The sequence below is a fragment of the Lysinibacillus sp. FSL K6-0057 genome (genome assembly GCF_038630885.1).
Taxonomy (GTDB): domain Bacteria; phylum Bacillota; class Bacilli; order Bacillales_A; family Planococcaceae; genus Lysinibacillus; species Lysinibacillus fusiformis_F.
In genome coordinates, this window is sequence record NZ_CP152047.1 from 1,096,151 (window position 1) to 1,120,928 (window position 24,778).

General features: G+C 37.7%; 24 protein-coding genes. 22 read left to right on the forward strand and 2 right to left on the reverse strand.

Translation table 11 applies throughout. The features are described 5' to 3' along the window. The first annotated feature begins 56 nt into the window (after nucleotides 1-56). From def to spoVM, 10 genes are read left to right on the forward strand one after another with little or no spacing between them, the layout of a single operon-like run. Nucleotides 57-551 (forward strand): peptide deformylase, encoded by a 495-nt coding sequence (gene def, locus MHB40_RS05085; protein WP_342442670.1) that lies wholly within the window; start codon nucleotides 57-59, stop codon nucleotides 549-551. A gap of 1 nt (nucleotide 552) precedes the next feature. Next, a complete protein-coding gene (gene fmt / locus MHB40_RS05090) occupies nucleotides 553-1,494 on the forward strand; it encodes a methionyl-tRNA formyltransferase (protein WP_342442671.1) in 942 nt (313 codons plus the stop codon). Further along, nucleotides 1,491-2,852, forward strand: a complete 1,362-nt coding sequence (rsmB, locus tag MHB40_RS05095) for a 16S rRNA (cytosine(967)-C(5))-methyltransferase RsmB (RefSeq protein WP_342442672.1) — start codon at nucleotides 1,491-1,493, stop codon at nucleotides 2,850-2,852. Before fmt ends, rsmB begins: the two co-directional genes overlap by 4 nt. After that, complete coding sequence (rlmN, locus tag MHB40_RS05100) at nucleotides 2,852-3,994, forward strand: 23S rRNA (adenine(2503)-C(2))-methyltransferase RlmN (RefSeq protein WP_243456039.1); 1,143 nt, start codon at nucleotides 2,852-2,854, stop codon at nucleotides 3,992-3,994. The genes rsmB and rlmN overlap by 1 nt, the downstream gene beginning before the upstream one ends. Nucleotides 3,995-4,000: 6 nt before the next feature. Next, complete coding sequence (locus tag MHB40_RS05105; RefSeq protein WP_205441900.1) at nucleotides 4,001-4,750, forward strand: Stp1/IreP family PP2C-type Ser/Thr phosphatase; 750 nt, start codon at nucleotides 4,001-4,003, stop codon at nucleotides 4,748-4,750. Between the two features lie 2 nt (nucleotides 4,751-4,752). Further along, complete coding sequence (gene pknB, locus MHB40_RS05110) at nucleotides 4,753-6,741, forward strand: Stk1 family PASTA domain-containing Ser/Thr kinase (RefSeq protein ID WP_205441901.1); 1,989 nt, start codon at nucleotides 4,753-4,755, stop codon at nucleotides 6,739-6,741. Nucleotides 6,742-6,752: 11 nt separating this feature from the next. Then, nucleotides 6,753-7,637 carry a ribosome small subunit-dependent GTPase A gene (gene rsgA, locus MHB40_RS05115; RefSeq protein WP_205441902.1) on the forward strand — a complete coding sequence of 295 codons (885 nt, stop codon included), beginning with the start codon at nucleotides 6,753-6,755 and terminating at the stop codon, nucleotides 7,635-7,637. 2 nt (nucleotides 7,638-7,639) lie between these two features. Continuing rightward, on the forward strand, nucleotides 7,640-8,308 hold the full coding sequence (gene rpe, locus MHB40_RS05120; RefSeq protein ID WP_342534749.1) for a ribulose-phosphate 3-epimerase: 669 nt from the start codon (nucleotides 7,640-7,642) through the stop codon (nucleotides 8,306-8,308). Beyond that, nucleotides 8,305-8,958, forward strand: coding sequence for a thiamine diphosphokinase (locus MHB40_RS05125; RefSeq protein ID WP_342442673.1), 654 nt, complete (start codon nucleotides 8,305-8,307; stop codon nucleotides 8,956-8,958). The genes rpe and MHB40_RS05125 overlap by 4 nt, the downstream gene beginning before the upstream one ends. Nucleotides 8,959-8,976: 18 nt before the next feature. Next, on the forward strand, nucleotides 8,977-9,078 hold the full coding sequence (spoVM, locus tag MHB40_RS05130) for a stage V sporulation protein SpoVM (RefSeq protein ID WP_099805045.1): 102 nt from the start codon (nucleotides 8,977-8,979) through the stop codon (nucleotides 9,076-9,078). A gap of 93 nt (nucleotides 9,079-9,171) precedes the next feature. Here spoVM and rpmB read toward each other — a convergent pair whose 3' ends face one another. Both rpmB and MHB40_RS05140 read right to left on the reverse strand, forming a co-directional pair. Next, on the reverse strand, nucleotides 9,172-9,360 hold the full coding sequence (gene rpmB, locus MHB40_RS05135; protein WP_004227417.1) for a 50S ribosomal protein L28: 189 nt from the start codon (nucleotides 9,358-9,360) through the stop codon (nucleotides 9,172-9,174). A gap of 187 nt (nucleotides 9,361-9,547) precedes the next feature. Continuing rightward, entirely contained in the window at nucleotides 9,548-10,291 is a 744-nt protein-coding gene (locus MHB40_RS05140; RefSeq protein WP_342442674.1) for an IclR family transcriptional regulator, read from the reverse strand. 309 nt (nucleotides 10,292-10,600) lie between these two features. On the opposite strand from MHB40_RS05140, the gene MHB40_RS05145 reads away from it, so the two are divergent. The 12 genes from MHB40_RS05145 to MHB40_RS05200 all read left to right on the forward strand — a co-directional run bounded on the left by MHB40_RS05145 (nucleotide 10,601) and on the right by MHB40_RS05200 (nucleotide 24,747). Further along, complete coding sequence (locus MHB40_RS05145; RefSeq protein WP_205441905.1) at nucleotides 10,601-11,473, forward strand: arginine deiminase family protein; 873 nt, start codon at nucleotides 10,601-10,603, stop codon at nucleotides 11,471-11,473. A 14-nt stretch (nucleotides 11,474-11,487) separates the two neighbouring features. Further along, nucleotides 11,488-12,249, forward strand: coding sequence for an arginine deiminase family protein (locus tag MHB40_RS05150; protein ID WP_205441906.1), 762 nt, complete (start codon nucleotides 11,488-11,490; stop codon nucleotides 12,247-12,249). 110 nt (nucleotides 12,250-12,359) lie between these two features. Then, nucleotides 12,360-13,787 (forward strand): amino acid permease, encoded by a 1,428-nt coding sequence (locus MHB40_RS05155; protein ID WP_205441907.1) that lies wholly within the window; start codon nucleotides 12,360-12,362, stop codon nucleotides 13,785-13,787. Nucleotides 13,788-13,825: 38 nt separating this feature from the next. Continuing rightward, nucleotides 13,826-15,430 carry a M20/M25/M40 family metallo-hydrolase gene (locus MHB40_RS05160; RefSeq protein ID WP_342442675.1) on the forward strand — a complete coding sequence of 535 codons (1,605 nt, stop codon included), beginning with the start codon at nucleotides 13,826-13,828 and terminating at the stop codon, nucleotides 15,428-15,430. A gap of 168 nt (nucleotides 15,431-15,598) precedes the next feature. Continuing rightward, nucleotides 15,599-16,807: a diguanylate cyclase gene (locus MHB40_RS05165; protein ID WP_342442676.1), complete on the forward strand. Its 1,209-nt coding sequence runs from the start codon at nucleotides 15,599-15,601 to the stop codon at nucleotides 16,805-16,807. Nucleotides 16,808-16,915: 108 nt separating this feature from the next. Beyond that, on the forward strand, nucleotides 16,916-17,275 hold the full coding sequence (locus MHB40_RS05170) for an Asp23/Gls24 family envelope stress response protein (protein WP_004269431.1): 360 nt from the start codon (nucleotides 16,916-16,918) through the stop codon (nucleotides 17,273-17,275). Between the two features lie 18 nt (nucleotides 17,276-17,293). Then, nucleotides 17,294-18,943, forward strand: a complete 1,650-nt coding sequence (locus MHB40_RS05175) for a DAK2 domain-containing protein (RefSeq protein WP_342442677.1) — start codon at nucleotides 17,294-17,296, stop codon at nucleotides 18,941-18,943. Nucleotides 18,944-19,294: 351 nt separating this feature from the next. Beyond that, on the forward strand, nucleotides 19,295-19,957 hold the full coding sequence (gene sdaAB / locus MHB40_RS05180) for an L-serine ammonia-lyase, iron-sulfur-dependent subunit beta (protein ID WP_205441910.1): 663 nt from the start codon (nucleotides 19,295-19,297) through the stop codon (nucleotides 19,955-19,957). Between the two features lie 14 nt (nucleotides 19,958-19,971). After that, on the forward strand, nucleotides 19,972-20,880 hold the full coding sequence (sdaAA, locus tag MHB40_RS05185; RefSeq protein WP_205441911.1) for an L-serine ammonia-lyase, iron-sulfur-dependent, subunit alpha: 909 nt from the start codon (nucleotides 19,972-19,974) through the stop codon (nucleotides 20,878-20,880). 153 nt (nucleotides 20,881-21,033) lie between these two features. Continuing rightward, nucleotides 21,034-21,894 carry a LysR family transcriptional regulator gene (locus MHB40_RS05190; RefSeq protein ID WP_342534063.1) on the forward strand — a complete coding sequence of 287 codons (861 nt, stop codon included), beginning with the start codon at nucleotides 21,034-21,036 and terminating at the stop codon, nucleotides 21,892-21,894. 284 nt (nucleotides 21,895-22,178) lie between these two features. After that, nucleotides 22,179-23,582: a C4-dicarboxylate ABC transporter permease gene (locus MHB40_RS05195; RefSeq protein ID WP_342534064.1), complete on the forward strand. Its 1,404-nt coding sequence runs from the start codon at nucleotides 22,179-22,181 to the stop codon at nucleotides 23,580-23,582. A 13-nt stretch (nucleotides 23,583-23,595) separates the two neighbouring features. Next, complete coding sequence (locus MHB40_RS05200; RefSeq protein WP_342534065.1) at nucleotides 23,596-24,747, forward strand: amidohydrolase; 1,152 nt, start codon at nucleotides 23,596-23,598, stop codon at nucleotides 24,745-24,747. The last annotated feature ends 31 nt before the right edge of the window (nucleotides 24,748-24,778 follow it).

Consider the following 24,778-nt stretch of genomic DNA (forward strand, 5'->3'; position numbering starts at 1 on the left):
GTAAAAGAAACAATCAGCTAGTGCACTAGCTTTAAAGCAGAAATGAGGAAATAATAATGGCCATAAAAAAAGTAATCGAAAACCCAGCAAAAGTACTATCAACACCGTGTGCTGAAGTGACAGAAATTAATGAAGAAATTATTACATTACTTGATGATTTATATGACACAATGGTGGAGTATGATGGCGTAGGTATTGCTGCACCACAAATAGATGTAGGGTTACGGGTAGCAATTGTTGAACTAGGTGAAGAACGTGATATTTTAGAAATGATTAATCCAACTGTCGTTGAAACGGATGGAGCAGAAGTAGATATTGAAGGATGCTTGAGCTTTCCAGGGTTATATGGAGAAGTGGAACGTCCTAGTTATGTCAAAATTGAAGCATGTGATCGTGAAGGACGTGTTTATGAATTAGAGGCAGGTGGCTTTGATGCCCGTGCAATTTTACATGAACTGGATCATTTAGATGGTGTGCTTTTTGATTCAAAAATCAAGCGTATTGTCACAGCAGAAGAACTAGAAGAAATGTACGCAGAAGAGGAGGAATAAAATGACATCTATCGTTTTTATGGGGACACCTGACTTCTCCGCACCTATTTTGCGTATGCTACATGATGAAGGTTATGCTATTAAAGCAGTTGTGACCCAACCAGATCGTCCGGTTGGGCGTAAGCGAGTACTAACACCGCCGCCTGTGAAGGCAACAGCCTTGGAACTTGGCTTACCCATTATTCAACCCGAAAAATTGCGTGGCTCTGAGGAGTTACAGCAAATTCTTGCTTTACAGCCCGATTTAGTGATAACAGCAGCATTTGGACAAATACTACCAAAAGAGCTATTGGATGCACCAGCTCTTGGCTGTATTAATGTCCATGCCTCACTATTACCAAAATATCGTGGAGGTGCTCCGATTCACCAAGCCATCATGGATGGTGAAAAAGAAACAGGGGTAACAATCATGTATATGGCAGAAAAGCTTGATGCGGGAGATATTATCTCTCAAAAAGCAATTCCTATTGAGGAAGATGATCATACTGGTGGACTTTTTGATAAGCTAAGCGTAGTGGGGTGTGACTTACTTAAGGAAACACTTCCTTCTATTATAAATGGTACAAATAACCGTACAGTTCAAGATGAGGCTCAAGTTACCTTTGCAAGTAATATTTCGAGGGAGCAGGAACGTATCGATTGGACAAATGATGCTGCTACTTTATACAATCAAGTGCGCGGTCTTCATCCGTGGCCTGTTGCTTATACGACTTTTGAGGATGGTCATTTTAAAATTTGGTGGGCAACTATTGGCAAAAGTAAGCATGAGGCTAATCCTGGTACAGTGGTGGCAATCGAAAAAGATCATTTTGTGGTAGCAGCTGGCAATGGGACAACTTTAGCATTATATGATGTGCAACCAGCTGGTAAAAAGCGCATGACCGCAGAGGAATATTTACGTGGGACAGGTTCTAAATTACAGATTGGGGACCAATTTCAATGAGTAAAAAAAGTGTAGTGATTTGGGATGGCAATGTACGAGATGCCGCATTATCAATTCTATTAGCAGTTGATAAAAATCAGGCCTATAGCAACTTACTGCTAAATGAAACAATTAAACGACATAAAATTGAAGCAAAAGATCGTGCTTTATTAACTGAAATAACGTATGGTACTTTACAGCATAAAATGACGCTTGATTATTATTTAGAGCCGTTTATTCGCGGTTCAATCGATCATTGGGTGCGCTGGTTATTAAGAATATCGTTGTATCAAATCCATTATTTAACACGTATCCCTCCACACGCTGCAGTAAACGAGGCAGTAGAAATTGCCAAGCGTCGAGGACATCGTGGGATTGCTTCGACGGTCAATGGCGTATTAAGATCGGTGTTACGCAGTGGAGTCTCTTCAACAGATGACATAGTAGATTCAATTGAGCGTCTTTCTATTGAAACAAGTCATCCAGTTTGGCTAGTACAACGATTTGTTGATAACTACGGTCTGGAAGTAGCGACTGAAATGTTGCATGAAAATAATAGACCACCTGTGCAGACAGTGCGTGTTAATACAACAAAAGCAACTGTTGAGCAAGCTATTGCCGAGTTAGAGGCAGAAGGATTAACTGCTAAGCAAAGCGATGTTATACCAGAGTGCTTACACATTACAAACGGTCAACCAGCTCGTACAAAAGCCTTCAAAGAAGGTATGATTACTATTCAGGATGAAAGTTCAATGATACCTGCTAACGTGCTAAATCCATCTCCAGGTATGCGTGTCTTGGATATGTGCGCGGCACCTGGTGGAAAAACAACGCATATAGCCGAAATAATGAAAAATGAAGGTTCCATTTTAGCAACAGACCTTCATCCACATAAATTAGATTTAATCGACCATAATACAGAGCGTCTAGGGCTTGATATTGTTGAAACAGCCCCAATCGATGGACGGAAAGCACCGGACTTTTTACAAGCAGCGTCTTTTGATGCTATTTTAGTCGATGCACCGTGTAGTGGATTAGGGGTTATGCGACGTAAGCCAGATATTAAATATACAAAGCGAGAAGAAGATTTAGAAAGTCTTCAAAAAATCCAGTTAGCTTTACTCGATGCAGCTACGAAAGTATTGAAAATAGATGGTAAGCTTGTATATAGTACGTGTACAGTCGACATAGAGGAAAACGAAGGCACAGTGAAAGCCTTTTTAACAGCACATCCAGAAATGGAAGCTATACAACTAGAATCTTTACCAACAAAATTAGCGGAAAAGCAAGCTAATGGCATGCTTCAAGTCTTTCCACAAGACTTTGGCAGTGACGGTTTCTTTGTCGCCGCCTTTCGTAAAAAAGGAGAATCCAACTAATGGTGGATCAAGAGAAATTTAATGAACGTATTAACGATTTAGTTGAAGAAGCGGAAGAAAAGCCCGTTCGACGTGAAAAAAAAGAAAAACCAAATTTAAAAGAATCCATTTATTCTTTACAGCCTCATCAATTAGAAGAATGGTTAAAGGAAAATGGCGAAAAGCCTTTCCGTGCTGCTCAAATTTTTGACTGGTTGTATAATAAACGTGTAAAGACATTTGAAGAAATGTCAAACCTTTCAAAGGGATTACGCGAAAAGCTAACTGCAAATTTTGCACTATCCACACTATCAACCATTATTAAACAAGAATCTAAAGATGGTACCATTAAATTTTTATTTCAATTACAGGATGGTTATTCAATAGAAACTGTATTAATGCGCCATGAGTATGGAAATTCTGTTTGTGTAACTACACAAGTTGGCTGTCGAATTGGCTGTACGTTTTGTGCTTCTACTTTAGGTGGTTTGAAGCGACATTTATTGGCAGGAGAAATCGTGGAGCAAGTTGTCAAAGTGCAGCAAACATTAGATGAATTGGGTGAGCGAGTATCACATATTGTCATTATGGGTATTGGCGAACCTTTCGATAATTATGATGCAATGATGAACTTCTTAAAAGTGATCAACCATGAAAAAGGTTTAAATATCGGTGCACGTCATATTACAGTATCAACATCTGGTATTGTTCCGAAGATTTATCAATTTGCAGATGAACAATTACAAATTAACTTTGCTGTTTCGCTGCATGCGCCAAATCAGGAAGCACGTCAAAAGCTCATGCCAATTGCTCGTGCTTATAAATTGGAAGAATTAATGGAAGCTGTGCGATACTATACTAAAAAAACAGGTCGACGAGTGAGTTTTGAGTATGGATTAATGTCTGGCGAAAATGATTCAGTAGAAATTGCTGAGGAGCTATCTGCATTAATTAAAGGAATTAAATGTCATGTCAACTTAATCCCTGTAAATTATGTACCAGAACGTGATTATGTTCGTACGTCTCGTAGTCAAATTTTTGCTTTTGAAAAAACATTAAAGAAAAATGGTATTAACGTAACGATCCGCCGAGAGCAAGGTTCAGATATCGCTGCTGCGTGTGGTCAATTACGTGCACAAGAGAGATCTGAAGAAACGAGGTGACCAGTATTGGAATACACAGTCGAAAGTGATATTGGTTTAAAACGATCCATTAATGAGGACCGTGCTGCATTCTTTAAACGTCCAGATGGGCTTGCACTAGCACTTGTAGCAGACGGCATGGGTGGTCATAATGCTGGTGATGTAGCAAGTGATATGGCAATCAAACAGATGGAATCCTTTTTTTTACAGGCAGACACACATCATTTTGTATCCACAACATCAAAAAAAGAATGGTTATTACAAACAGTTAAGCAATTGAATAAAACTATATATGACTATTCTTTATCACATGAAGACTGTAAAGGAATGGGCACGACGTTTATTGCGGTGTTAATCGAAGAACAACATTGCTTCATTGCACATGTTGGAGATAGTCGTGTGTATTATTTCTTTGAAGATGGTGCACAACAAATAACAAGAGATCATTCATATGTGAACGTCTTGGTTGAAAATGGTGAGATAAGCGAAGAAGAAGCTTTGACACATCCAAAGAAAAATTTCATCTTAAAGGCAGTTGGAACAGAGGAAACAATTGAACCAGACTTTTATGAAGTAGATTTAGCATCAGAATCGTATTTACTCATTTGTTCAGACGGATTAAGCAATAAACTAACTGTTTATGAAATGGCATCTATTATTACGTATCCAGATTCCATTGGGGAGAAGGGACGTAAACTTGTAGAATTAGCAAATGCCAGCGGGGGAGAAGACAACATCTCCCTCGTGCTACTAACAAAAAAGGATGAGGAGGTGTAAGAATGCTTGTAGGTAAAAGAATTAGTGACCGTTATAAAATTATAGAACTCATTGGTGGCGGAGGTATGTCCAATGTTTATTTAGCACACGATATGATCTTAAATCGTGATGTAGCCATTAAAATATTACGCTATGATTTTTCCAATGAGGATGAATTACATCGACGTTTTCAACGTGAGGCACTGTCTGCTACAAGTCTTACACATCCGAATATTGTTAGTGTTTATGATGTAGGTGACGATGGAGATCTACATTATATTGTGATGGAATATGTTCAAGGAAAAACATTAAAGCAGTACATACAAGAATTTGCACCGATTTCTCCTGCGAGAAGTGTGCATATTATGAAGCAATTAACATCTGCCATTGCCAATGCCCATGAAAACCATATTATCCACCGTGATATTAAACCGCAAAATATTTTAATGGATGCAGAAGGCAATGTGAAAATTACGGATTTTGGTATTGCCATGACGTTAAGTGCTACATCGTTTACTCAAACAAACTCTGTGCTTGGTACGGTGCATTATTTATCGCCAGAGCAAGCTCGTGGTGGTACGGCTACAAACAAATCGGATATTTATGCACTCGGTATTGTGTTGTATGAATTATTAACAGGTGAACTTCCATTTTCTGGTGAATCGGCTGTTTCAATTGCACTTAAGCATTTACAAGCAGAAACGCCTTCTGTCCGTGCTTTTGATGCAACGATTCCTCAGAGCTTGGAAAATGTAGTACTAAAGGCTACTGCCAAAGATGCATCCCATCGTTATACTACAGTGGAAGAAATGTATGAAGATTTGGAAACCGTTCTATCACCATCTAGAATCAACAATCCCAAATTTGTCATACCTGTGGATAATGATGTGACGAAGGCTATTCCCATCATTAAAGAGCAGATGCATAAAAAAGACGAAGATTTAACCAAAACAAGAGTGATTGAACCAATTATGGAAGCTAAAGCTCCATCTCAACCACAGCCTAAAAAGCCTGTAGAAAAACCAGTTCCCGTTAAGGCAAAGAAGAAAAATTGGCCAAAGTATGTTGCAGGACTATTTATTGCAGCGATTGTCATTTTCTTATTCTTTATATTTGCAAAAGATTTATTTAGCCCGAAAAAAGTGGCTATACCGGATGTAGTAAACTTAACAATAGAGGAAGCGACAAAAAAATTAGAAGCAGATGGATTTGTTGTTGGTGAAGAGCATCAGGAGCGAAATCATGAGGAAATTGAAAAGGGAAAGGTCATTGAAACGGACCCAGCAAAGAATTCATTACGTGAAAAAGGCTCAGAGGTAGACTTAATCGTTAGTTTAGGTGTAGAGATGACGACTGTAGATAATTATGTGGGTCAGAATTATAGTCAGGTGGAAGCTTTATTGAAAGGTAAGTATAAAGATGTAATAAAAGAGGATGTTCCTTCGCGTGAACCAGAAGGCAGGATTATTGAGCAAAGTATTCCAGCGGATACAGAAGTAGTAGCAAAAGAGGAAACCATCACGTTTAAAGTAAGCCAAGGAGTTAGGATGGTAAGGGTTGAAAACGTTGTAAATTATACGAAAGCTGATATGGATGACTATGTGAATAGAGTGGGGCTTAATTGGCGTATATCTCGTGAAGAATATCATGAGTCGATCCCAGCTGGCAGTGTAATTTCGCAATTGACAAAAGCGGGTACTATGGTAGAAGAAGGTTCTATGCTATCGGTTGTAATAAGTAAAGGACCAGCGAAACAACCTGATAAACTACGTCTCATACCTGTAGAAATTGAGTATAAACCTACAGAAGAGGGAATAGCTCAAAACATTCGAATTGAAATTCAAGATAAAAATCATACATTGTCTGAACCTGTTGAAGTATTTGAAATTTTAAGTGATACGCCATACAACATTCAGCTTACAATTGAAGATGGCAAAGATGCGAGTTATAGAATAATCCGTGACTCAGAAATAATTTTAGAAGGCAAAGTTAATTATAATGATGTCGATTAAGGAGGAATTGGATGGCGCAAGGCCAAATAAGAAAAGCATTAAGCGGTTATTATTATGTATTTGATGGACATCAACTGATTCAATGTCGAGGACGTGGGGTATTTCGTAATCGTGGCGAATCTCCACTTGTCGGCGATATTGTAGAGTATACAATGGAAACAGAAGGTTCTGATGGGACTATACAAAAGATTTTAGAGCGTCAAAATGAATTGGTGCGTCCGCCAATTGCTAATATTGATCAAGGTATTTTGGTATTTTCTGTAAAAGAGCCCAATTTCAATACCATTTTACTGGATCGCTTTTTAGTTGTGTTAGAATCATTCCATGTACATCCTATTATTTGTTTAACAAAAATGGATCTGCTAGAAAATGACGAACGTGCGGAATTACAAAATTATATAGCAGATTATGAAAGCATGGGCTATACAGTTTTGCAAACATATAAAGATGAAGAAGAATTAGTTGAACGATTACGTCCTATTTTAAAGGAAAAAACCACTGTTTTAGCTGGCCAATCAGGTGTTGGGAAATCAACCTTGCTCAATACACTCATTCCAGAGTTGAACTTAAAAACTGATATTATATCCCAAAGCTTAGGACGAGGAAAACATACCACTCGTCATGTCGAATTGATAGAGGTCTGTGATGGTTTATTGGCAGATACGCCTGGATTTAGTTCCTTTGATTTTGACGAAATTGATAAAGAAGAATTAGGTGTATGTTTTCCTGAAATGGCTAGAGTAGCGGATAATTGTAAATTCAGAGGATGCTTACACTTGAAAGAGCCCAAATGTGCAGTAAAGGCAGCAGTAGAATCAGGAGAAATTCGGGACTACCGCTACAAGCATTATGAACAATTTATGCAAGAAATTATGGATCGAAAGCCGAGGTATTAATGATGATACAAATAGCACCATCAATTTTAGCAGCGAATTTTGCAAAGTTAGGTGAAGAAGTAAAAGAAGTAGAACAAGCAGGTGCACAACTTATTCATATTGATGTAATGGATGGTCACTTTGTACCGAATATTTCATTTGGCTCCATCGTATTAGATGCTATCCGTCCATTAACAAAATTACCATTAGATGTGCATTTAATGATAGAAAATCCAGATCAATATATTGAACAGTTCGCAAAAGCTGGAGCAGACTATATTACAGTACATGTAGAAGCATGCCGTCATTTACATCGAACAATTCAATTAATCCGTTCTTATGGTGTAAAAGCTGGTGTCGTATTAAATCCACATACACCGATAGAGTCTATACAACACGTTTTAGAAGATATCGATATGGTATTATTAATGACTGTAAATCCAGGGTTCGGTGGACAAAAGTTTATCCATTCTGTTGTGCCTAAAATAGAAGCATTATCAGCAATTATTAAAGAGAGAGGCTTAGCTATTGCCATTGAAATTGATGGTGGTATTACTGCTGAAACAATTGTTCCATGTGCACAGGCTGGAGCGACTATTTTTGTAGCAGGATCAGCCATCTATAGTAAAGAGGATCGAACAGCTGCCCTTCAAGAGATTTTATTGGCTGGCGAGGCAGCGATTAAAGGATGACGACAGTCGTTGTTTGTGCAGGTGGTCCAAAAAATGAGCTTTGTTCATTTTCGTCATTTCAGCAACAACAGGATGTTGTGTTTATCGGGGCAGATCGTGGCGCTTTATATTTAATTGAGCAGGGAATTACTCCTCATGCCATTGTTGGTGATTTTGATTCTTTAACAGATGAAGAATATCGACAAGTGATGGCACAAACCAATGATCAACAACGTTTTCAAGAAGAGAAAAATGAAACAGACACGGACTTAGCTTTGCTCAAAGCCTATACGTATGAACCGCAAGAAATTGTTTTGACAGGTGTGACGGGTGGGCGTTTAGATCATTATGAGGCAGCCGTTCGTTCCATTTATCGATTACAAAAGGAGCGTCCTCAAATTGAGCTAAAGATTATCAATCACTCAAATATGTTGCAATTTTTACTACCAGGTACACATACCATTTATGCAGATGATCGATACCGATACTTGTCTTTTTTCGCTCACGAGGAGCCTATTCAAGATGTAACATTACGACAAGTAAAATATGAAACAACGAATGAGGAAATTTCTTTAGGAACATCTCGATTTACAAGTAATGAAATAATAGGAACTTCAGGGTCTATATCTTTCTCACAAGGCATATGTTTAATGATAAGAAGCATAGATTAGCGTAAGGGGGAGAGAGTCCTGAAAGTATATACGTTCCAATTGCCGAAATTCGTGAGTAGTATCACGCGTACGTGTATTAACCTATTTAAAAAAGATAAGAAAGTAAAAAAATCCGACTAATGTTAGTCGGATTTTTTTACTTTCTTATAGAATACTAATCAAAGAAAAAAATCGATTGCGCTCAATGCGAAATCGATTTTTTAGAAGCAGCGATTAAACGCGCTCGATTTTACCTGATTTTAATGCACGAGCAGAAACCCATACACGTTTTGGTTTACCGTCAACTAAGATACGAACTTTTTGAAGGTTAGCACCCCAAGTACGTTTGTTAGCGTTCATAGCGTGGGAACGGTTGTTACCAGTACGAGCTTTACGTCCAGTGATTACACATTGTTTTGGCATGTTGTATTCCCTCCTTACTGTTGATGCTGAAAGATTATTATTTCAGTTCGGTATTTCACATACCATAATAATTTAACATACGATGGCGTTCAGTGCAACAGTTTTCACATAACCTTTCAAGAAAAAAACCTTTACAGACATAAAACAGTGACGAAAAAGTAGGGAAACTTTTTCGGTAGCCGTTCTCCTATCCTTTTCCTCGATAACCAAGTTTCGTCGATACACGTCTACCAGTATCAACTAAACGCTTAATTAATGTATTAATATGATCTTGAGAGACATTAAAGCTCACAAAACCAATACTGACTGCGCCTATCACTTCACCAAAACCATCTAAAACAGAGACAGCAATGGAGGATGTACCTGCAGTTCTTTCTCCATGACTTATTGCATAGCCTTGTTGTCGAATTTGTTGAAGCTGCTCCTCTAATTCGGCCATTTCATCTTTATCTACAAGTTGTTCTAAAATTTCCTTTGATTGTGCCTTTGACATGGAGGCAAGTATGGCTTTATTGGCCGCACCGATATGCATGGGTATACGAATCCCCAACTGATCATAAATACGAATCGGATTTGCTGCACTGTCTATCCGTTCTATAATAATCGTATCTAATCCAGCTGGTTTACTTAAATAAACGCTTTCTTCAACCTCTCTGGCTAATCGTTCTAACTCAGGTCTGATTTTGCTAATATAATCCATCGTATCATACACCTGTAAGCCAAGCTCCATCCATATAGTTCCAAGCCGATAATGTTTGGTCTGCTCATCTTGCTCAATCATCCCTTGTTTAATCATGGCTTTTAAAATTCTATGTAAAGTACTTAGCGGTAAATCGCATTTAGTAGAAAGCTCTGAAATGGACAAGCTACTGTCGTTTGCATCAGCAGCTAAAACCTTCGCAATCGTCATTGCCCGTTCTAATAATTGCATTTGTCCCACCTCCCTTCTTCCTATTTTATTTTTATTCTCCATCTACGTCTAGTTCCAATATCCTCGAACGGATTAGTAGTCTAAACAAAAGCTGTATTTTTATTTAAGACAAGTACAAAAGGGTTCTTTAAGTGTATTTGCATAAATACTAATATAACTTTTTCTCCGAGAGTGAATGCAATATAGATTAAAAGAAAAATAAAAGTTTTCTAAATATATTGACAGTATAGCATAAAACGAATATATTCTTCATATAAACTTTCCTCTTAACGGAAACGTTTTCCACTACACGGAAATGAGGTGAAAGGAATGCATTATTGTTCATCAATGTATGCACCTTTGAAACACGTTATAGTAAAAGATCCAAAAGATGCTTTCCGAAGTCAGAAACATCTTAGTGATGAATGGAAAACATTTAACTACTTATCTGAGCCTAATTATGAAGAAGCTCTAAGTGAATATGCTGAATTTATTGGGATTCTTGAAAAGTATGTTGAGACTATTGATTATTTGCCAATAGCAGATGAAGTAGGATTAGATTCGCTCTACGCACATGATCCAGTTAAATTCACACCAAATGGTGCCATTATACTGAAGTCTGGCAAAAAATTAAGACAACCAGAAGCGGCAGTATACAAGGACTTTTTACAGGAAAAAGGTATTCCAGTCATTGGTGAACTTACAGGTGAGGCGGTTTCAGACGGTGGAGATATTGTTTGGCTAGATGATCGAACGCTCGTAGTGGGGAGAGGTTATCGTACAAACGATGAAGCCATTCGTCAGTTAAAGGAAATGACAGCCGATATGGTAGATGAATTTATAGTTGTACAGCTACCACATGATCTAGGTGAAGCTGAGTGTTTACATTTAATGTCTTTCATAAGTATGGTAGACCGAGATTTAGCTGTTGTGCATTCGCGCCTAATGCCAGTATTTTTCAGACAGCTGCTAATTGAGCGTGGCATCCAGCTAGTAGAAGTCCCGAAGGATGAATATGATGCGCTAGGCTGTAATGTGTTAGCGCTTGCACCAAGGGTATGTGTGATTCCTCAAGGCAACAAAGAAACAAAGCAACAGCTACTTGATGCTGGAGCAACTGTGTATGAATATAAAGGCGATGAAATTACTGTTAAAGGAACTGGTGGGCCAACATGTTTAACTTGCCCAGTAGTAAGAGGATAAAGGAGAAGATGAATATGTTCAAAAATGTAATTGTCAAAAATCCAGGAAATAGTTTTGTAAACGGTTTAACAACTAGTGATTTAGGGAAGCCCATTTTAGAAAAATTGTTTGAACAGCATGAAAACTATGTAGAGGCTTTAAAAAAATGTGGTGTTGAGGTCACTCAATTACCAGCGAATGAAGCATTTCCAGATTCAACATTTGTAGAGGATACAGCCGTATTAACACCTGAGTTTGCTATTATATCGAATCCTGGAGCAGTAGCTCGTAACCGTGAAATTGAAGAAATTGAACCAGCTGTAAAGCAATTCTATGAAAAAATTTACTATATTAAAGGTTCTGGAACACTTGATGGTGGAGATGTATTACAGGCAGAGAAAAAGTTTTACGTAGGGATTTCAGATCGCACAAATGAAGAAGGAGCGCAGCAATTTAAAGAAATTGTTGAGCAAGAGGGTTATGAGGCAACTATTATCCCATTAAAAGAGTTCTTCCATCTAAAAACAGGAATTGCCTATGTTGGGGAAAATCGCATGGTGCTAGCTGGTGAGTTTGTCGACCACCCTGCATTTGAATCTTACGATAAAATCATAATTCCTAAAGAAGATGAATATTCAGCTAACTGTATTCAAGTAAATGATTATATTATTATTCCAGCTGGCTATCCAGAAACAAATCGTAAACTACTGGATCTAGGCTATCAAACAATTGAACTTGATATGTCTGAATTCAGAAAACATGATGGTGGCTTAAGCTGTTTATCATTACGTTTTTAAGTAATTCTAACAATACCCAATCAATTTAAAAGAGAAAATTGATTGGGTACTTTCATTCTATAAATATCAGAAAATTTAATATTTTTACATTATATGGGAAGTAGGGATGGATGTTGAATAAAGGGGATCAGCTTCACACTAATCAATTAAAACGTTCGATGAAAAGCCGTCACTTGTTAATGCTTTCACTTGGAGGTGTTATTGGAACAGGTTTATTTTTAAATGTAGGCTATACCATTAATCAGGCAGGCCCAGGAGGCGCGCTTATTGGCTACTTGTTTGGTGGCTTAATTTTGTTTATGGTCATGAACTGTCTTGGAGAATTGGCTGTTTACATGCCTGTTACAGGCTCCTTCCAAACATACGCAACACGTTTCATTAGTCCTTCAGCTGGTTTTTCATTAGGTTGGATGTATTTTGTCGGTTCTGCTGCCACAGCTGGTGTTGAATTTACGGCTGCAGGCATTTTAATGCAGCATTGGTTTCCAAGTGTACCAATTTGGATATGGTGTGCTGTGTTTATGGTTCTTTTATTTGTCTTAAATGCTTTAACAACGAAGGGCTTTGCTGAAGCGGAATTCTGGTTTGCTAGTATAAAAGTTGTTGCAGTGATTGCATTTATCATTATTGGTGGTGCAGCAATCTTTGGTTTAATTCCATTAGCAGATCGTCCAACTCCACATCTCACAAATTTAGCACCTTCTGGCTTATTCCCAGCAGGTATTACGATTATTTTTGTCACAATGATGAATGTTATTTTTTCTTATCAGGGATCAGAGCTGGTTGGAATTGCAGCAGGGGAGACCGAGAACCCTGAAAAAAATATTCCAAGAGCGATTCGTACAATTCTTTTCAGAATCATCGTTTTCTATATTGCTTCCATTATTGTATTGTCAGCAATATTCCCAGCATCAGAGCTTGGTCTTATGGAGAGTCCATTTGTCACGTTAATGAATTTAGCTGGTGTGCCTTATGCAGCTGGCATCATGAACTTTGTTATTTTGACGGCTATTTTATCAGTTGGTAATTCATGCTTATATGCATCAACACGTTTATTATTTTCTATGTCACAAGAGGGGATGGCACCCAAATTATTTGGTCGATTAACGAAAAATAAAGTACCATTAAATGCGCTTATTTTTACAATGGTATTCTCGCTCTTATCATTGTTAACAAGTGTAATGGAAGCTGATGCTGTATTTGTATTACTAATGTCGGTAGCTGGAATATCTGTCACAATTTCATGGATGGGAATTTGTGCTTCTCAATTAATGTTCCGCTATCGCTATGTCAAGTCTGGAGGAAATGTGGCTGATCTAAAATTTAAGACACCATTATTTCCACTGATTCCAGTATTTTGTATAATCTTCTGTGTATTTATTTTAGCATTTTTAGCGTTTGATCCAACACAAAGGATTGGTTTACTGTACGGGATTGGCTTCTTTATTGCCTGTATGATCTTTTATCAATTGAAATTAAAAAAAGTGGCAACTGCTGCTACAGATAGCAAAAATGAAGAAACACTAGAAGTTCGTTAATAGAATCTCTAACGAATGGGAGTTAAAGGAGAATTTTTATGAATACTTTTATGTGGGATACACCCGAAAAATTACGTGCCCTCTTATGTGAACTTGTGAGCTGGGAAAGCAGAACATTAACGAAGGGTGAAAATGAATTTGCCTTTCGCTTAAAAGATAAATTGTTAACGCTTCCATATTTTGATAAACACCCGGAATTGATTGAATTACATGATGCAGGACTTGGCAGAAACGCGGTTACAGCCTTCTATAAGCATCCAACGGCAACGGAAACGGTTGTATTAATTAGCCACTTTGATACCGTGCATACGGAGGAATATGGTGAACTAGAGCCGTTAGCCTTTTATCCGGAAGAGCTAACGAAAAAGCTACTGGAGCCTAAATACCTAAAAGACTTACCAGAGGCAGCTCGCATTGATTTGGAGTCAGGGAATTATTTATTTGGTCGCGGCACAATGGATATGAAAATGGGTCTTGCCTTACACATGCAGTTAATTGAAAAGGCAAGCTTTGAGCAATGGCCGATTAATTTGATTTTAACAACTGTTCCTGATGAGGAAGTCAACTCTGCTGGTATGAGAGCGGCTGTTGTGGAACTGGTGAGACTGCGTGAACAGCATGGTTTATCCTATCAATTATTTTTAAATAGTGAGCCTTCCTTTTCACAAGGGCCATCGGATACGAATGAATATATCTATTCAGGCACAATTGGTAAAATCATGCCTGCTGCCTTGTTCTATGGAAAAGAGACACATGTGGGTGAACCATTAAAAGGGATGACGGCTACCTTTATCGCCTCCTATATGACACAGCATATGGAGTGGAACCCGCTTTTCCGTGAAACAGATTTAGGTGAAAGCACGCCACTACCCGTATCGCTACAGTTAAAAGATTTGAAAATGGAGTATTCTACACAAACACCGTATCGTGCTGCGGCACTTTACAATGTCTTTTTGTTAAAACGGACAGCTGCAGAAGTGATGGCTATTTTTGAGGAAGTTGCGTTACAGGCAATGGCTGCTTGCAATGCGCACTATCAGGACATTTGTACACGAGAAAATGTGCAGGGTGTGGGCAAAGTAAAGGTCTTGCGCTACGAGGCATTATTGGAACATGCGATCCATAAATTAGGGGCTGAGGAAGTACAAGCGATTAAGCAGCAGGTTCTGCAACATAGTGCATGGGATGATCGTGAAAAGTCCATTCGCATTGTGGATCAGCTCATGATTCGCTGTCAGGAACTAGCACCCGCAACAGTCTTGTTATATGCGCCACCTTACTACCCAGCCATTAATTCATCCAATCACCCATTAGTGAAACAGTCGATTGAATTAATGAAGCAAACAGCTCGGACATTTGATATTGAGGTGGAGCAGATCCACTACTTTAACGGCATTTGTGATTTAAGCTATGTCAACTATTCAGATGCATCCAATGAGTGGCTAGCATTTGAGCGGAACACACCAGTATGGGGCGACACGTATCATATTCCATTCAAAGAAATGGCGGCATTACAAGGCCCTGTATTAAATGTCGGTCCATTTGGTAAAGATGCCCATCAAAAAACAGAACGATTGCATGTGGATAGTGCGTTTAAAGAAATGCCTGTTATGATCGATACGCTTATTAAAAGTCTATTTTAGCCAGATAAATTTTTTGATATTTAATTGAATACAATGTAAAAAGTTGATGCTATAAAGGTATCAACTTTTTTATTTACCAGAAAAATTTAGATTGACTTGTATTTTTCATTATCATGACGATACATATAGGACATTATAATTATTTGAAAGTGGACATGAGGAGCGAGCATGATGGAAAATCAAGAAAAAATAGCTTTTTCTATTCGTGAAGAAATGGTTCAGTCGAATTTAAAAGGGATGAGAATGGTTGCTTGGACACTCATGTATGTATCAGCCATTATTTCGATTATTCATTATGGAGAGGTTTTCTTTATTAAGGCAGAAAGAGCTATGGTCCCCGTCTATATTGCTATTCATATCGCCATGTTTTATATAGATGTAGCAGTATTATTGTTTATCCGAGAAAAGCGAATTCATATTACGCCTTTAACTATACAGAAGTATGAACGATTGGTTGTTGTTTATATTTACACAATAATGCTATTGATTACTGCTATATCGGTATTGGATGTTTACTTTTTCCGCCATGCAGCATTGTATGAGGTGATTTTGATCATCATTTGTACAGTATTCGCATTACCTTTACGTAAAATTGTCTGGATTATTTTGCTTTCTGCATCAGCGATTATTGCGAGTGTGTATATGAGTGCTGGAATATCGAGTGAGAATATAAAAATCATATTACCGATGTCACTATTAATACCTATTGGTGTAATGATTCAATATCAGACCTATAAGGTTCGTAAACAAATCCATACCCAGCATATTTTATTGAATGAGGAAATGACCAAAACGAAACGACTATCAGAATTGTTGGCTACTAAAAATAATGAATTAGCAGAGCAAGCATTAAAAGATTCTTTAACGAATCTACCTAATCGACGTGCATTTAATCAAAAATTGAATAAAATAGGACATCAACTTCATCTAACGCAATCTTTCACAGTCATAATGATTGATATTGATTGCTTTAAAAAATTTAATGATTATTATGGACATTTACAGGGAGATGATGCAATTGTCAAAGTCGCATCCCTGTTGGATGAAATTGCAGGGAAGTATAATGCATTCGTTGCCCGTTGGGGAGGCGAGGAATTTGTGATGATAAGTCAGCATACTCACAAGTTTGCTGAACCTGTTTGTGAAGAAATTTTAGAAGAAGTTCGAGAACTTAATATTCCGCATATACAATCTACTATTGCCCAACATGTTACAGTCAGTATTGGAATGTGTCATGCTAAAATCACAAAGTATGAGCAATTACAATCATGTTGTGAATTAGCTGACCAAGCGCTGTATCTAGCTAAGCAAAACGGACGAAACAACTATTATCGTAAAATGGCAATTTTTGATGAAGAAGCAAATGCGTCTATTTGAAGTCAGAAAACGTTGCTACGAAGCCTTTCAATACCCCCTTAGGTTGCTTAAATTATAACGAAAGTGTTACAATATAGTTTAGTCAAAAAGAGCCAAGGGGGCATTTCTATGTCAATTGAATTAAACAATGAATTCGGCCAAATTGATATTTCAACAGATGTACTTGCACAAATTGCTGGTGGAGCTGCTGTAGAATGCTACGGTATTGTTGGCATGGCATCTAAACATCAAATTCGTGATGGTCTAACTGATATTTTACGTAAAGAAAACTTCGCAAAAGGTGTTGTAATTCGACAACAGGACGACGATTTACATATAGATATGTACATTATTGTTAGTTACGGGACAAAAATTTCGGAAGTTGCTTATCAAGTACAATCGAAAGTGAAATATACAGTAGATAAAACATTAGGTATGAGCGTAAAATCTGTCAATATCTTTGTACAGGGCGTTCGTGTAGCGAATTAAGAGGAGGAACTAAATCGAATGCAGTCTTTAGACGGTATAAAGTTTGCTGAAATGGTACAAATGGGTGCGCATCACCTTTACCAAAATGCAAATTATGTAGATTCATTAAATGTTTTCCCCGTTCCAGATGGTGATACAGGTACAAATATGAACTTATCGATGACATCTGGTGCTAAGGAAACAGAGCATGCTGCTTCAGAGCATATTGGTAAAACAGCACAGGCATTATCAAAAGGCTTGTTAATGGGTGCGCGTGGGAATTCAGGCGTTATTCTATCTCAATTATTCCGTGGTTTTGGGAAGTTTATTGAAAAAGAGTCAACAATTGATGCAAAGGGCTTTGCAGGAGCCTTCCAAGCAGGTGTTGATACGGCATATAAAGCTGTTATGAAGCCAGTAGAAGGAACGATATTAACAGTGGCACGTGAAGCTGCAAAAAAAGGTGTAGAAGTAGCAGAAACTGAAAACGATATCATTGCCGTAATGGAAGCTTTTACAGCAGAGGCAAAGGCATCGTTGGATCGCACACCTGACCTACTGCCTGTTTTAAAAGAGGTCGGTGTGGTAGATAGTGGTGGTCAGGGCTTACTATTTGTGTATGAAGGGTTTTTAGCTTCCTTGAAGGGTGAGGCTCTCCCTGAGAAAAATGATGCGACGCTCGATGATTTAATCAATGCAGAACATCATAGAGCGCAAGATTTCATGAACACTGCCGATATTGAATTTGGCTACTGTACAGAAATAATGGTACGCTTAGAGGAAGGAAAAGAACCTTTTGATGAGGAACAATTCCGTAATGAATTAAATCCTTTGGGGGATTCTTTACTTGTGATTTCGGATGAGGAAATTGCGAAAGTTCATATCCATTCCGAGCAACCAGGTTCTGTTCTATCGATTGGACAAAAATACGGTAGTCTTATAAAAATTAAAGTGGATAATATGCGTGAGCAGCATTCAGCAATCGTTGGTGAAGAACATAAAGCGCCAACGCCTGCCAAAAAAGTAGAAAAACATCCATATGCTATTGTCACGATTGCTATGGGTGAGGGTGTGGCAGAATTATTGCGCTCTATCGGTGCTTCCTATGTCATTGAAGGCGGGCAAACAATGAATCCTTCGACTGAAGATATCGTGAAAGCTGTACAAGAAATTGGAGCAGAGAAAGTATTAATCTTACCGAATAATAAAAATATAGTAATGGCAGCGGAGCAAGCAGTTGAACTATTAGAAATTGATGCAGCAGTTGTCCCTACTAAGACAATTCCTCAAGGAATGGCAGCGATTTTAGCGTTTAATCCAGAGGCGGCTGTTGATGCAAATAAAAAGACCATGTCAGAAGCATTTGCGAACGTGAAGACAGGTCAAGTTACCTATGCAGTGCGTGATACATCTATTGATGGTGTTGAAATCCATAAAGATGATTATATGGCATTGGCAGAAGGAAAAATTGTTCTTTCTACACCAGCACTAAAGGATGCAGCTGAAAAAGTAATCATGGATTTAGTCGATGAAGATGCTGAGATTGTTACAGTGATCTATGGTGAAGATACAACTGAACAAGCTGCTTCAGAGTTGGTAGCCTTCATTGAAGAGAACTATCCAGATGTAGAAGTTGAATTATTTGATGGAAAACAAGGGTTATATCCATATATTATTTCAGTAGAATAATTACATGCTACTTTGCAATTCCGTAAAGAAAGCAGTGCACAAAACGTGTACTGCTTTTGTTTATGCTACAAAGAGAATGATGGGTTAAATTTATTAAAAACGTACTAAATATGAAGAATTCAATGTACGTACCCACAGGATATAAAATTTGGAAATATTGGAATGTCAACGCTTTAGTAGTTGTGTATATATGGTGCGGACAAAAAATAAGCATATATATTTACTATAAATTATAGTAGTGGTAATTTTCTGAAAGTTGATAAATTAAATGCTTTACTTTTATAGTAACTATCAAGCATGATATAAATAAAAATAAATATTATTATACGAATAGAATAGAGGGGTGTTTGTATGAAGTTTACTTCAGTATTTGATATTATTGGACCAGTCATGATTGGGCCTTCCTCCTCTCATACGGCAGGTGCAGCTCGTATCGGGCGTGTAGCAAGGGATTTATTTGGTAGACAACCTAAATGGGCAAAAATTCATTTATATGGATCATTTGCAGAAACGTATAGAGGGCATGGTACAGATGTTGCGATTGTGGGAGGCTTATTAAATTACGATACATTTGATGATCGTATTAAAACAGCATTTGAAGATGCCAAAAAAGCAGGATTAGAATATGAATTTATTCCTGAAACAGCTAATACGGAGCATCCAAATACGGCTCGACTTGTCATTGGGGACGATGAAGGGGAAATGTCAGTAGTCGGTATTTCGATTGGTGGCGGGAAAATTGAAGTCAGTGAAGTCAATGGCTTTAAGTTGCGTTTAACTGGTGGCATGCCAGCTATTCTTGTTGTACATGACGATCGTGCTGGCTGTATTGCCAATGTAGCCAATTGCTTAGCGATGCATGAAGTCAACATTGGGCATATGGAGGTGTCACGTATCGAACGTGGTTTAACTGCTCTAATGGTGATTGAAATTGACCAAAACATTGAGGATAAGGTGCTGCAGCAAATATCCTTAATTCCACATATTACAAAGGTTTCTAAAATTAATAACTAAGGGGGTGTCCCGTAATGGACGTTTTATTTCATAATGTTCGTGAGCTTGTTGAACGAGCAGAGCAAGAAGGAAAATTAATATCAGAAATTATGATCGAACAGGAAATATTGATAACTGGCAGAACTCGTGAAGAAATCATCCAGCAAATGGATCGAAATCTAACAGTGATGGAAGAAGCAATTGAACGCGGATTACAAGGTGTGCAGTCAGTAACAGGTTTAACTGGTGGGGATGCCGTATTGCTTCAAAATTATATTAAACAAGGAAAGTCACTAGCAGGTGATTTATTATTAGATGCAGTAAGTAAAGCGGTTGCAACAAATGAAGTAAATGCTGCAATGGGCACAATATGTGCAACGCCAACAGCAGGTTCGGCAGGTGTTGTACCAGGAACGCTTTTTGCTGTAAAAAACAAACTAAATCCAACTCGTGAGCAAATGATTCGTTATTTATTTACGTCAGGAGCATTTGGATTTGTGGTAGCAAATAATGCTTCCATTTCTGGGGCTGCTGGCGGTTGTCAGGCAGAGGTTGGTTCAGCCGCAGGTATGGCTGCGGCTGCTATTGTTGAAATGGCTGGAGGTACACCACAGCAATGTTCAGAAGCGTTTGCCATTACACTAAAAAATATGCTAGGACTTGTCTGTGACCCAGTAGCAGGTTTAGTTGAAGTACCATGTGTCAAACGTAATGCCATGGGTGCATCTAACTCCCTTGTAGCGGCGGATATGGCGCTTGCAGGTGTAACGAGTCGTATTCCATGTGATGAAGTAATTGGCGCAATGTATCGCATTGGACAATCTATGAGTCCAAATCTTAAAGAGACCGCACGAGGTGGTCTAGCGGCAACACCAACAGGAAAGGCTATTAGTAAAGCTATTCTTGAAAACGGTGGCTTACAAAGCATTAAAGCACTTCAATAAAAATGAAGAAACATGCTATCTGAATAGGTAGCATGTTTTTATGTTGGTTGATAACTTAATGGAAAGAAAAACCCTCTAACGTACATCGTCGTTTTATGTATAATTAAATTTTAATAAGTGAAATCTTAATTGATAGCAGGGGCGTGAATAGAGATGGATTTGCGTAATTTGAAAACGTTTCATGTTGTTTCAACTTACCTCAACTTTACAAAAGCGGCTCAAATTTTAAATTATAGCCAGCCTACAATTAGCCAGCAGATTAAAGCGTTAGAGGAAGAGTTAGGACATATCTTAATTAATCGAATGGGCAAAAAAATGTTTCTTTCTCAAGTAGGAAAAATAGTAAAGGAACATACAGATCGATTATTTGGGATTATGGAAGAAATGGAACAGGATTTGAAGAATTTCGAAAAACCCTTTGGCCATTTGACAATCGCTGCGCCAGAATTTTATTGTGGCTATTATTTATCACATATTATTGGCTCGTATTTAAAACTGTACCCTCAGGTAAACTTAAAACTTCTTTGTGCCAATAGTAAAGAAACAGCTAAACTTGTGAGTTCAAATCAAGCAGATATAGGTTTTGTAGCTGGCAATCCTAGTTACGCTGGTGTAGAGGGGATATTATTGGAGGAAGAGGATTTAGTGTTGGTTGGAAATCCGCTTATTGTAAAAGACCGTACTGTGCAGGAAATATTCGATCATTTTCCCTTTATAACCTATGGTATGGATGACTCTATTGTCAGTTGCCTTCAAGAAATTCAGTGTAAGCCCCAAACAATAGTGGAATTTGGAAGCGAGGAAGCAATTAAACGAGCGGTAATGGAGCAAGTAGGTTTAGCCTTGCTGAGTGATATTATTATTCAAAAAGAGGTAAGCAAAGGAAGTCTTCAAGTTCTTTACCGATTTCCTAAAAAGTTACCTACTTATTTAATCTTTCCTCAAAATGCTAAAACATTTAGTAATGTAAGTACTTTTATTGATTTAGTCAAAGATACATGGAAAACAATTTAAAAGGTTTGTATATGAAAAGAATGTTGCTTCCTGGTGAAATCGCAGGAATGAACGTTCTTTTTTATTTGTAATTTTTTTGATGTATTCCGATGAATTATATGTAAATTTATCAATAGTAACTATTCGAAATAGTAATTTTTTATTTATTTTTTTATCAATTACAATGAATAAGACGGAAATTTCAAAAAAAGGGGATGGCTTTTTATGATGGAGAGATACGATATGCATTGATAGTGCTAATAAAAATTTGTTTTGATTACTGATTCAACTAAGGAGGATGGCGGATGAGTAAATTTATAGCTAATAAAGAAATAGAGCAACAAAAAGGAATTAATGTTTATGTGTTAATCTTTTGCCTTATTGTCGTATCATCCATTTTAACGTATTTTATTCCAGCTGGTTCATTTCAACGGGAAGAAGTTAATGGACGTCAAGTGATTCAACCTGGGACATTTAGTTTTACAGAAATGAACCCTATTGGATTTTTAGATATTTTTAGCAGTGTTCATTCTGGCATGATGCAAGGGGCAAGTATTATTTTCTTTGTATTGATTGTGGGAGGTACCTTTGGGATACTATCAGCCACAGGGGCGTTGGAATCCTTTATCGCTATGCTATCCGTAAAAATGGCTAAACGTGAAATGTTAATAATACCAGTATTGATGTTGTTTTTCGCCTGTGCTGGGTCATTAATGGGGATGTCTGATGAAACGATTGTGTATGTAGGGATTCTTGCACCGCTTGCTGTTGCCCTAGGTTTTGATGCAATTACGGGTTTTGCTATTGTTATTCTAGGTGCATCTGTCGGATTTTCGGCAGCTGTTATGAATCCGTTTACAGTAGGAATAGCGCAAGAGATTGCGGGCTTGCCATTATTTTCAGGAATTGCTTTTCGAATTGTAATTTTTATTGTCTTATACACAGTAGCAACAATATATGTATATCGCTATGCAAGAAAAGTGAAGAATAATCCCGAAATAGGGTTTTATGGGAATTTCCGCAATGGGGATGGTGGTTTCGTACAGGGGAATTCGAAAATGGAAATAAGACATAAGCTTGTTATGGCTACATTTCTATTGAATTTTATCGTGTTGATGTACGGGGTTGTAAAACTAGGTTGGTACATTACTGAAATAGCTGGTTTATTTTTATTGTTTGGTATTTTGATGGGGCTTATTGGCAAACTATCACCTTCGCATATTGCTAATTCATTTATGAAGGGTGCTGGGGATTTAATTGGTGGTGCGCTTATCATTGGATTAGCCCAGTCTATTTTAGTGATTTTCAATAACTCAGGATTAATTGATACAATCCTCTTTTACACGTCTGCATTGCTTGATTCAGTTCCACCTGTACTAAATGCAGTAGGGATGTTTATCTTCCAGTTATTTTTAAACTTTTTAGTACCATCAGGAAGTGGACAGGCTGCCTTAACAATGCCGATTATGGCACCTTTATCAGATATGATTGGCGTTACAAGACAGACAGCTGTACTTGCCTATCAATTTGGAGATGGTATGTCGAATATTATTTTCCCTACAGTAGGTTTTTTAATGGCGGGATTATCAATTGCGGGTATTCCTTGGGGTAAATGGATAAAATGGATTTTTCCGTTTATGCTTATTCAAGTAACAGTTGCTGTAATATCGCTCATTATTGCGCAAATCATACAATATGGACCTTTCTAAAGGAGTTTTAACAATGGAAATAATGAATATGAAAAAATTAGCAGAAAAGGCAATAGAGGATCGTCGTCATCTGCACCAATACCCAGAGCTTTCTGGTCAAGAATACGAAACAAGTAAGTTTATTCGCCAAAGACTAGAGGCGTTAGATATAGAAATTCTAGATTACGAACCTCCAGGTGTAGTGGCATTTATAAAAGGGACAAAGGGAACAAAGACCATTGCTTTACGTGCCGATATAGATGCATTACCTATAGAAGAAGAGGGAGACAAGTCATACATTTCTCACAAGCAAGGTATTGCTCATATGTGTGGCCATGATGGTCATACTGCGATTTTATTAGCAGTTGCAACATGGATAAGCTTAAATAGGGAGAAAATCGAACCGAATATCAAGCTTATATTTCAATCGGCAGAGGAAATCACCCCAAGTGGAGCTGATTTATTAATTCAAAAAGGTGTGTTGGAAGATATAGATGCTATTTTTGGCATTCACCTATGGCAAGGTTTAGAGAAAGGTAAGATTGGTTTAACACATGGACCAATGATGGCTTCTATTGATGATTTTGAAATTATAATTCAAGGGTATGGTGGGCATGGATCGATGCCACATGAAACAATTGATCCTATTTATATAGCGAGCCATTTAATGCAAGCTTTTCAAAGTATCATAAGTAGAAATGTCAATCCTATCGATGCCGGTGTCATTACAGTAGGTAATATACAAGCGGGGACTACCTATAATATTATTCCTGATACGGCAAAATTAATTGGAACGATCAGAGCGTTGACACCGAACACTGTAAAAATCATTAAAACGAAAATGGTAAGTTTAACAGAGGGAATTTGTCGAGCATTTGGAGCAGAGGGAAAAATCGATTTTATTTTAGGAACACCTCCGCTCATCAATGATCCGACACAATCACGAATTATTGAATCGATTGTACGGGAACAATTCGGAGATACTGCATTTAAGGTAGTTGAACCAGTCATGGGAGGAGAAGATTTTTCTTATTATTTACAACATAAGCCTGGAGCATTTGTTTTTGTAGGTATGGGTGGTAAAAAAAGCCAATATCCACATCATCATCCACGATTTGATGTAGATGAAGATGTTTTCCCTGACGCTATTCAACTATTTATAAACATTATCTTGCAACATAAATAATCAGACTAATTATACGGAAAGGAGCTATACA

Bases quoted from the DNA above. Each gene is read 5' to 3' on its own strand.
- MHB40_RS05125 (WP_342442673.1), top strand. From the start codon at position 8,305: ATGACGACAGTCGTTGTTTGTGCAGGTGGTCCAAAAAATGAGCTTTGT.
- MHB40_RS05195 (WP_342534064.1), top strand. From the start codon at position 22,179: ATGAGTAAATTTATAGCTAATAAAGAAATAGAGCAACAAAAAGGAATT.
- rpmB (WP_004227417.1), bottom strand. From the start codon at position 9,360: ATGCCAAAACAATGTGTAATCACTGGACGTAAAGCTCGTACTGGTAAC.
- rsgA (WP_205441902.1), top strand. From the start codon at position 6,753: ATGGCGCAAGGCCAAATAAGAAAAGCATTAAGCGGTTATTATTATGTA.
- MHB40_RS05200 (WP_342534065.1), top strand. From the start codon at position 23,596: ATGGAAATAATGAATATGAAAAAATTAGCAGAAAAGGCAATAGAGGAT.
- MHB40_RS05140 (WP_342442674.1), bottom strand. From the start codon at position 10,291: ATGCAATTATTAGAACGGGCAATGACGATTGCGAAGGTTTTAGCTGCT.
- sdaAB (WP_205441910.1), top strand. From the start codon at position 19,295: ATGAAGTTTACTTCAGTATTTGATATTATTGGACCAGTCATGATTGGG.
- MHB40_RS05190 (WP_342534063.1), top strand. From the start codon at position 21,034: ATGGATTTGCGTAATTTGAAAACGTTTCATGTTGTTTCAACTTACCTC.
- rsmB (WP_342442672.1), top strand. From the start codon at position 1,491: ATGAGTAAAAAAAGTGTAGTGATTTGGGATGGCAATGTACGAGATGCC.
- sdaAA (WP_205441911.1), top strand. From the start codon at position 19,972: ATGGACGTTTTATTTCATAATGTTCGTGAGCTTGTTGAACGAGCAGAG.
- rlmN (WP_243456039.1), top strand. From the start codon at position 2,852: ATGGTGGATCAAGAGAAATTTAATGAACGTATTAACGATTTAGTTGAA.
- MHB40_RS05165 (WP_342442676.1), top strand. From the start codon at position 15,599: ATGATGGAAAATCAAGAAAAAATAGCTTTTTCTATTCGTGAAGAAATG.
- rpe (WP_342534749.1), top strand. From the start codon at position 7,640: ATGATACAAATAGCACCATCAATTTTAGCAGCGAATTTTGCAAAGTTA.
- MHB40_RS05175 (WP_342442677.1), top strand. From the start codon at position 17,294: ATGCAGTCTTTAGACGGTATAAAGTTTGCTGAAATGGTACAAATGGGT.
- def (WP_342442670.1), top strand. From the start codon at position 57: ATGGCCATAAAAAAAGTAATCGAAAACCCAGCAAAAGTACTATCAACA.
- MHB40_RS05160 (WP_342442675.1), top strand. From the start codon at position 13,826: ATGAATACTTTTATGTGGGATACACCCGAAAAATTACGTGCCCTCTTA.
- MHB40_RS05150 (WP_205441906.1), top strand. From the start codon at position 11,488: ATGTTCAAAAATGTAATTGTCAAAAATCCAGGAAATAGTTTTGTAAAC.
- MHB40_RS05155 (WP_205441907.1), top strand. From the start codon at position 12,360: ATGTTGAATAAAGGGGATCAGCTTCACACTAATCAATTAAAACGTTCG.
- MHB40_RS05145 (WP_205441905.1), top strand. From the start codon at position 10,601: ATGCATTATTGTTCATCAATGTATGCACCTTTGAAACACGTTATAGTA.
- fmt (WP_342442671.1), top strand. From the start codon at position 553: ATGACATCTATCGTTTTTATGGGGACACCTGACTTCTCCGCACCTATT.
- MHB40_RS05170 (WP_004269431.1), top strand. From the start codon at position 16,916: ATGTCAATTGAATTAAACAATGAATTCGGCCAAATTGATATTTCAACA.
- pknB (WP_205441901.1), top strand. From the start codon at position 4,753: ATGCTTGTAGGTAAAAGAATTAGTGACCGTTATAAAATTATAGAACTC.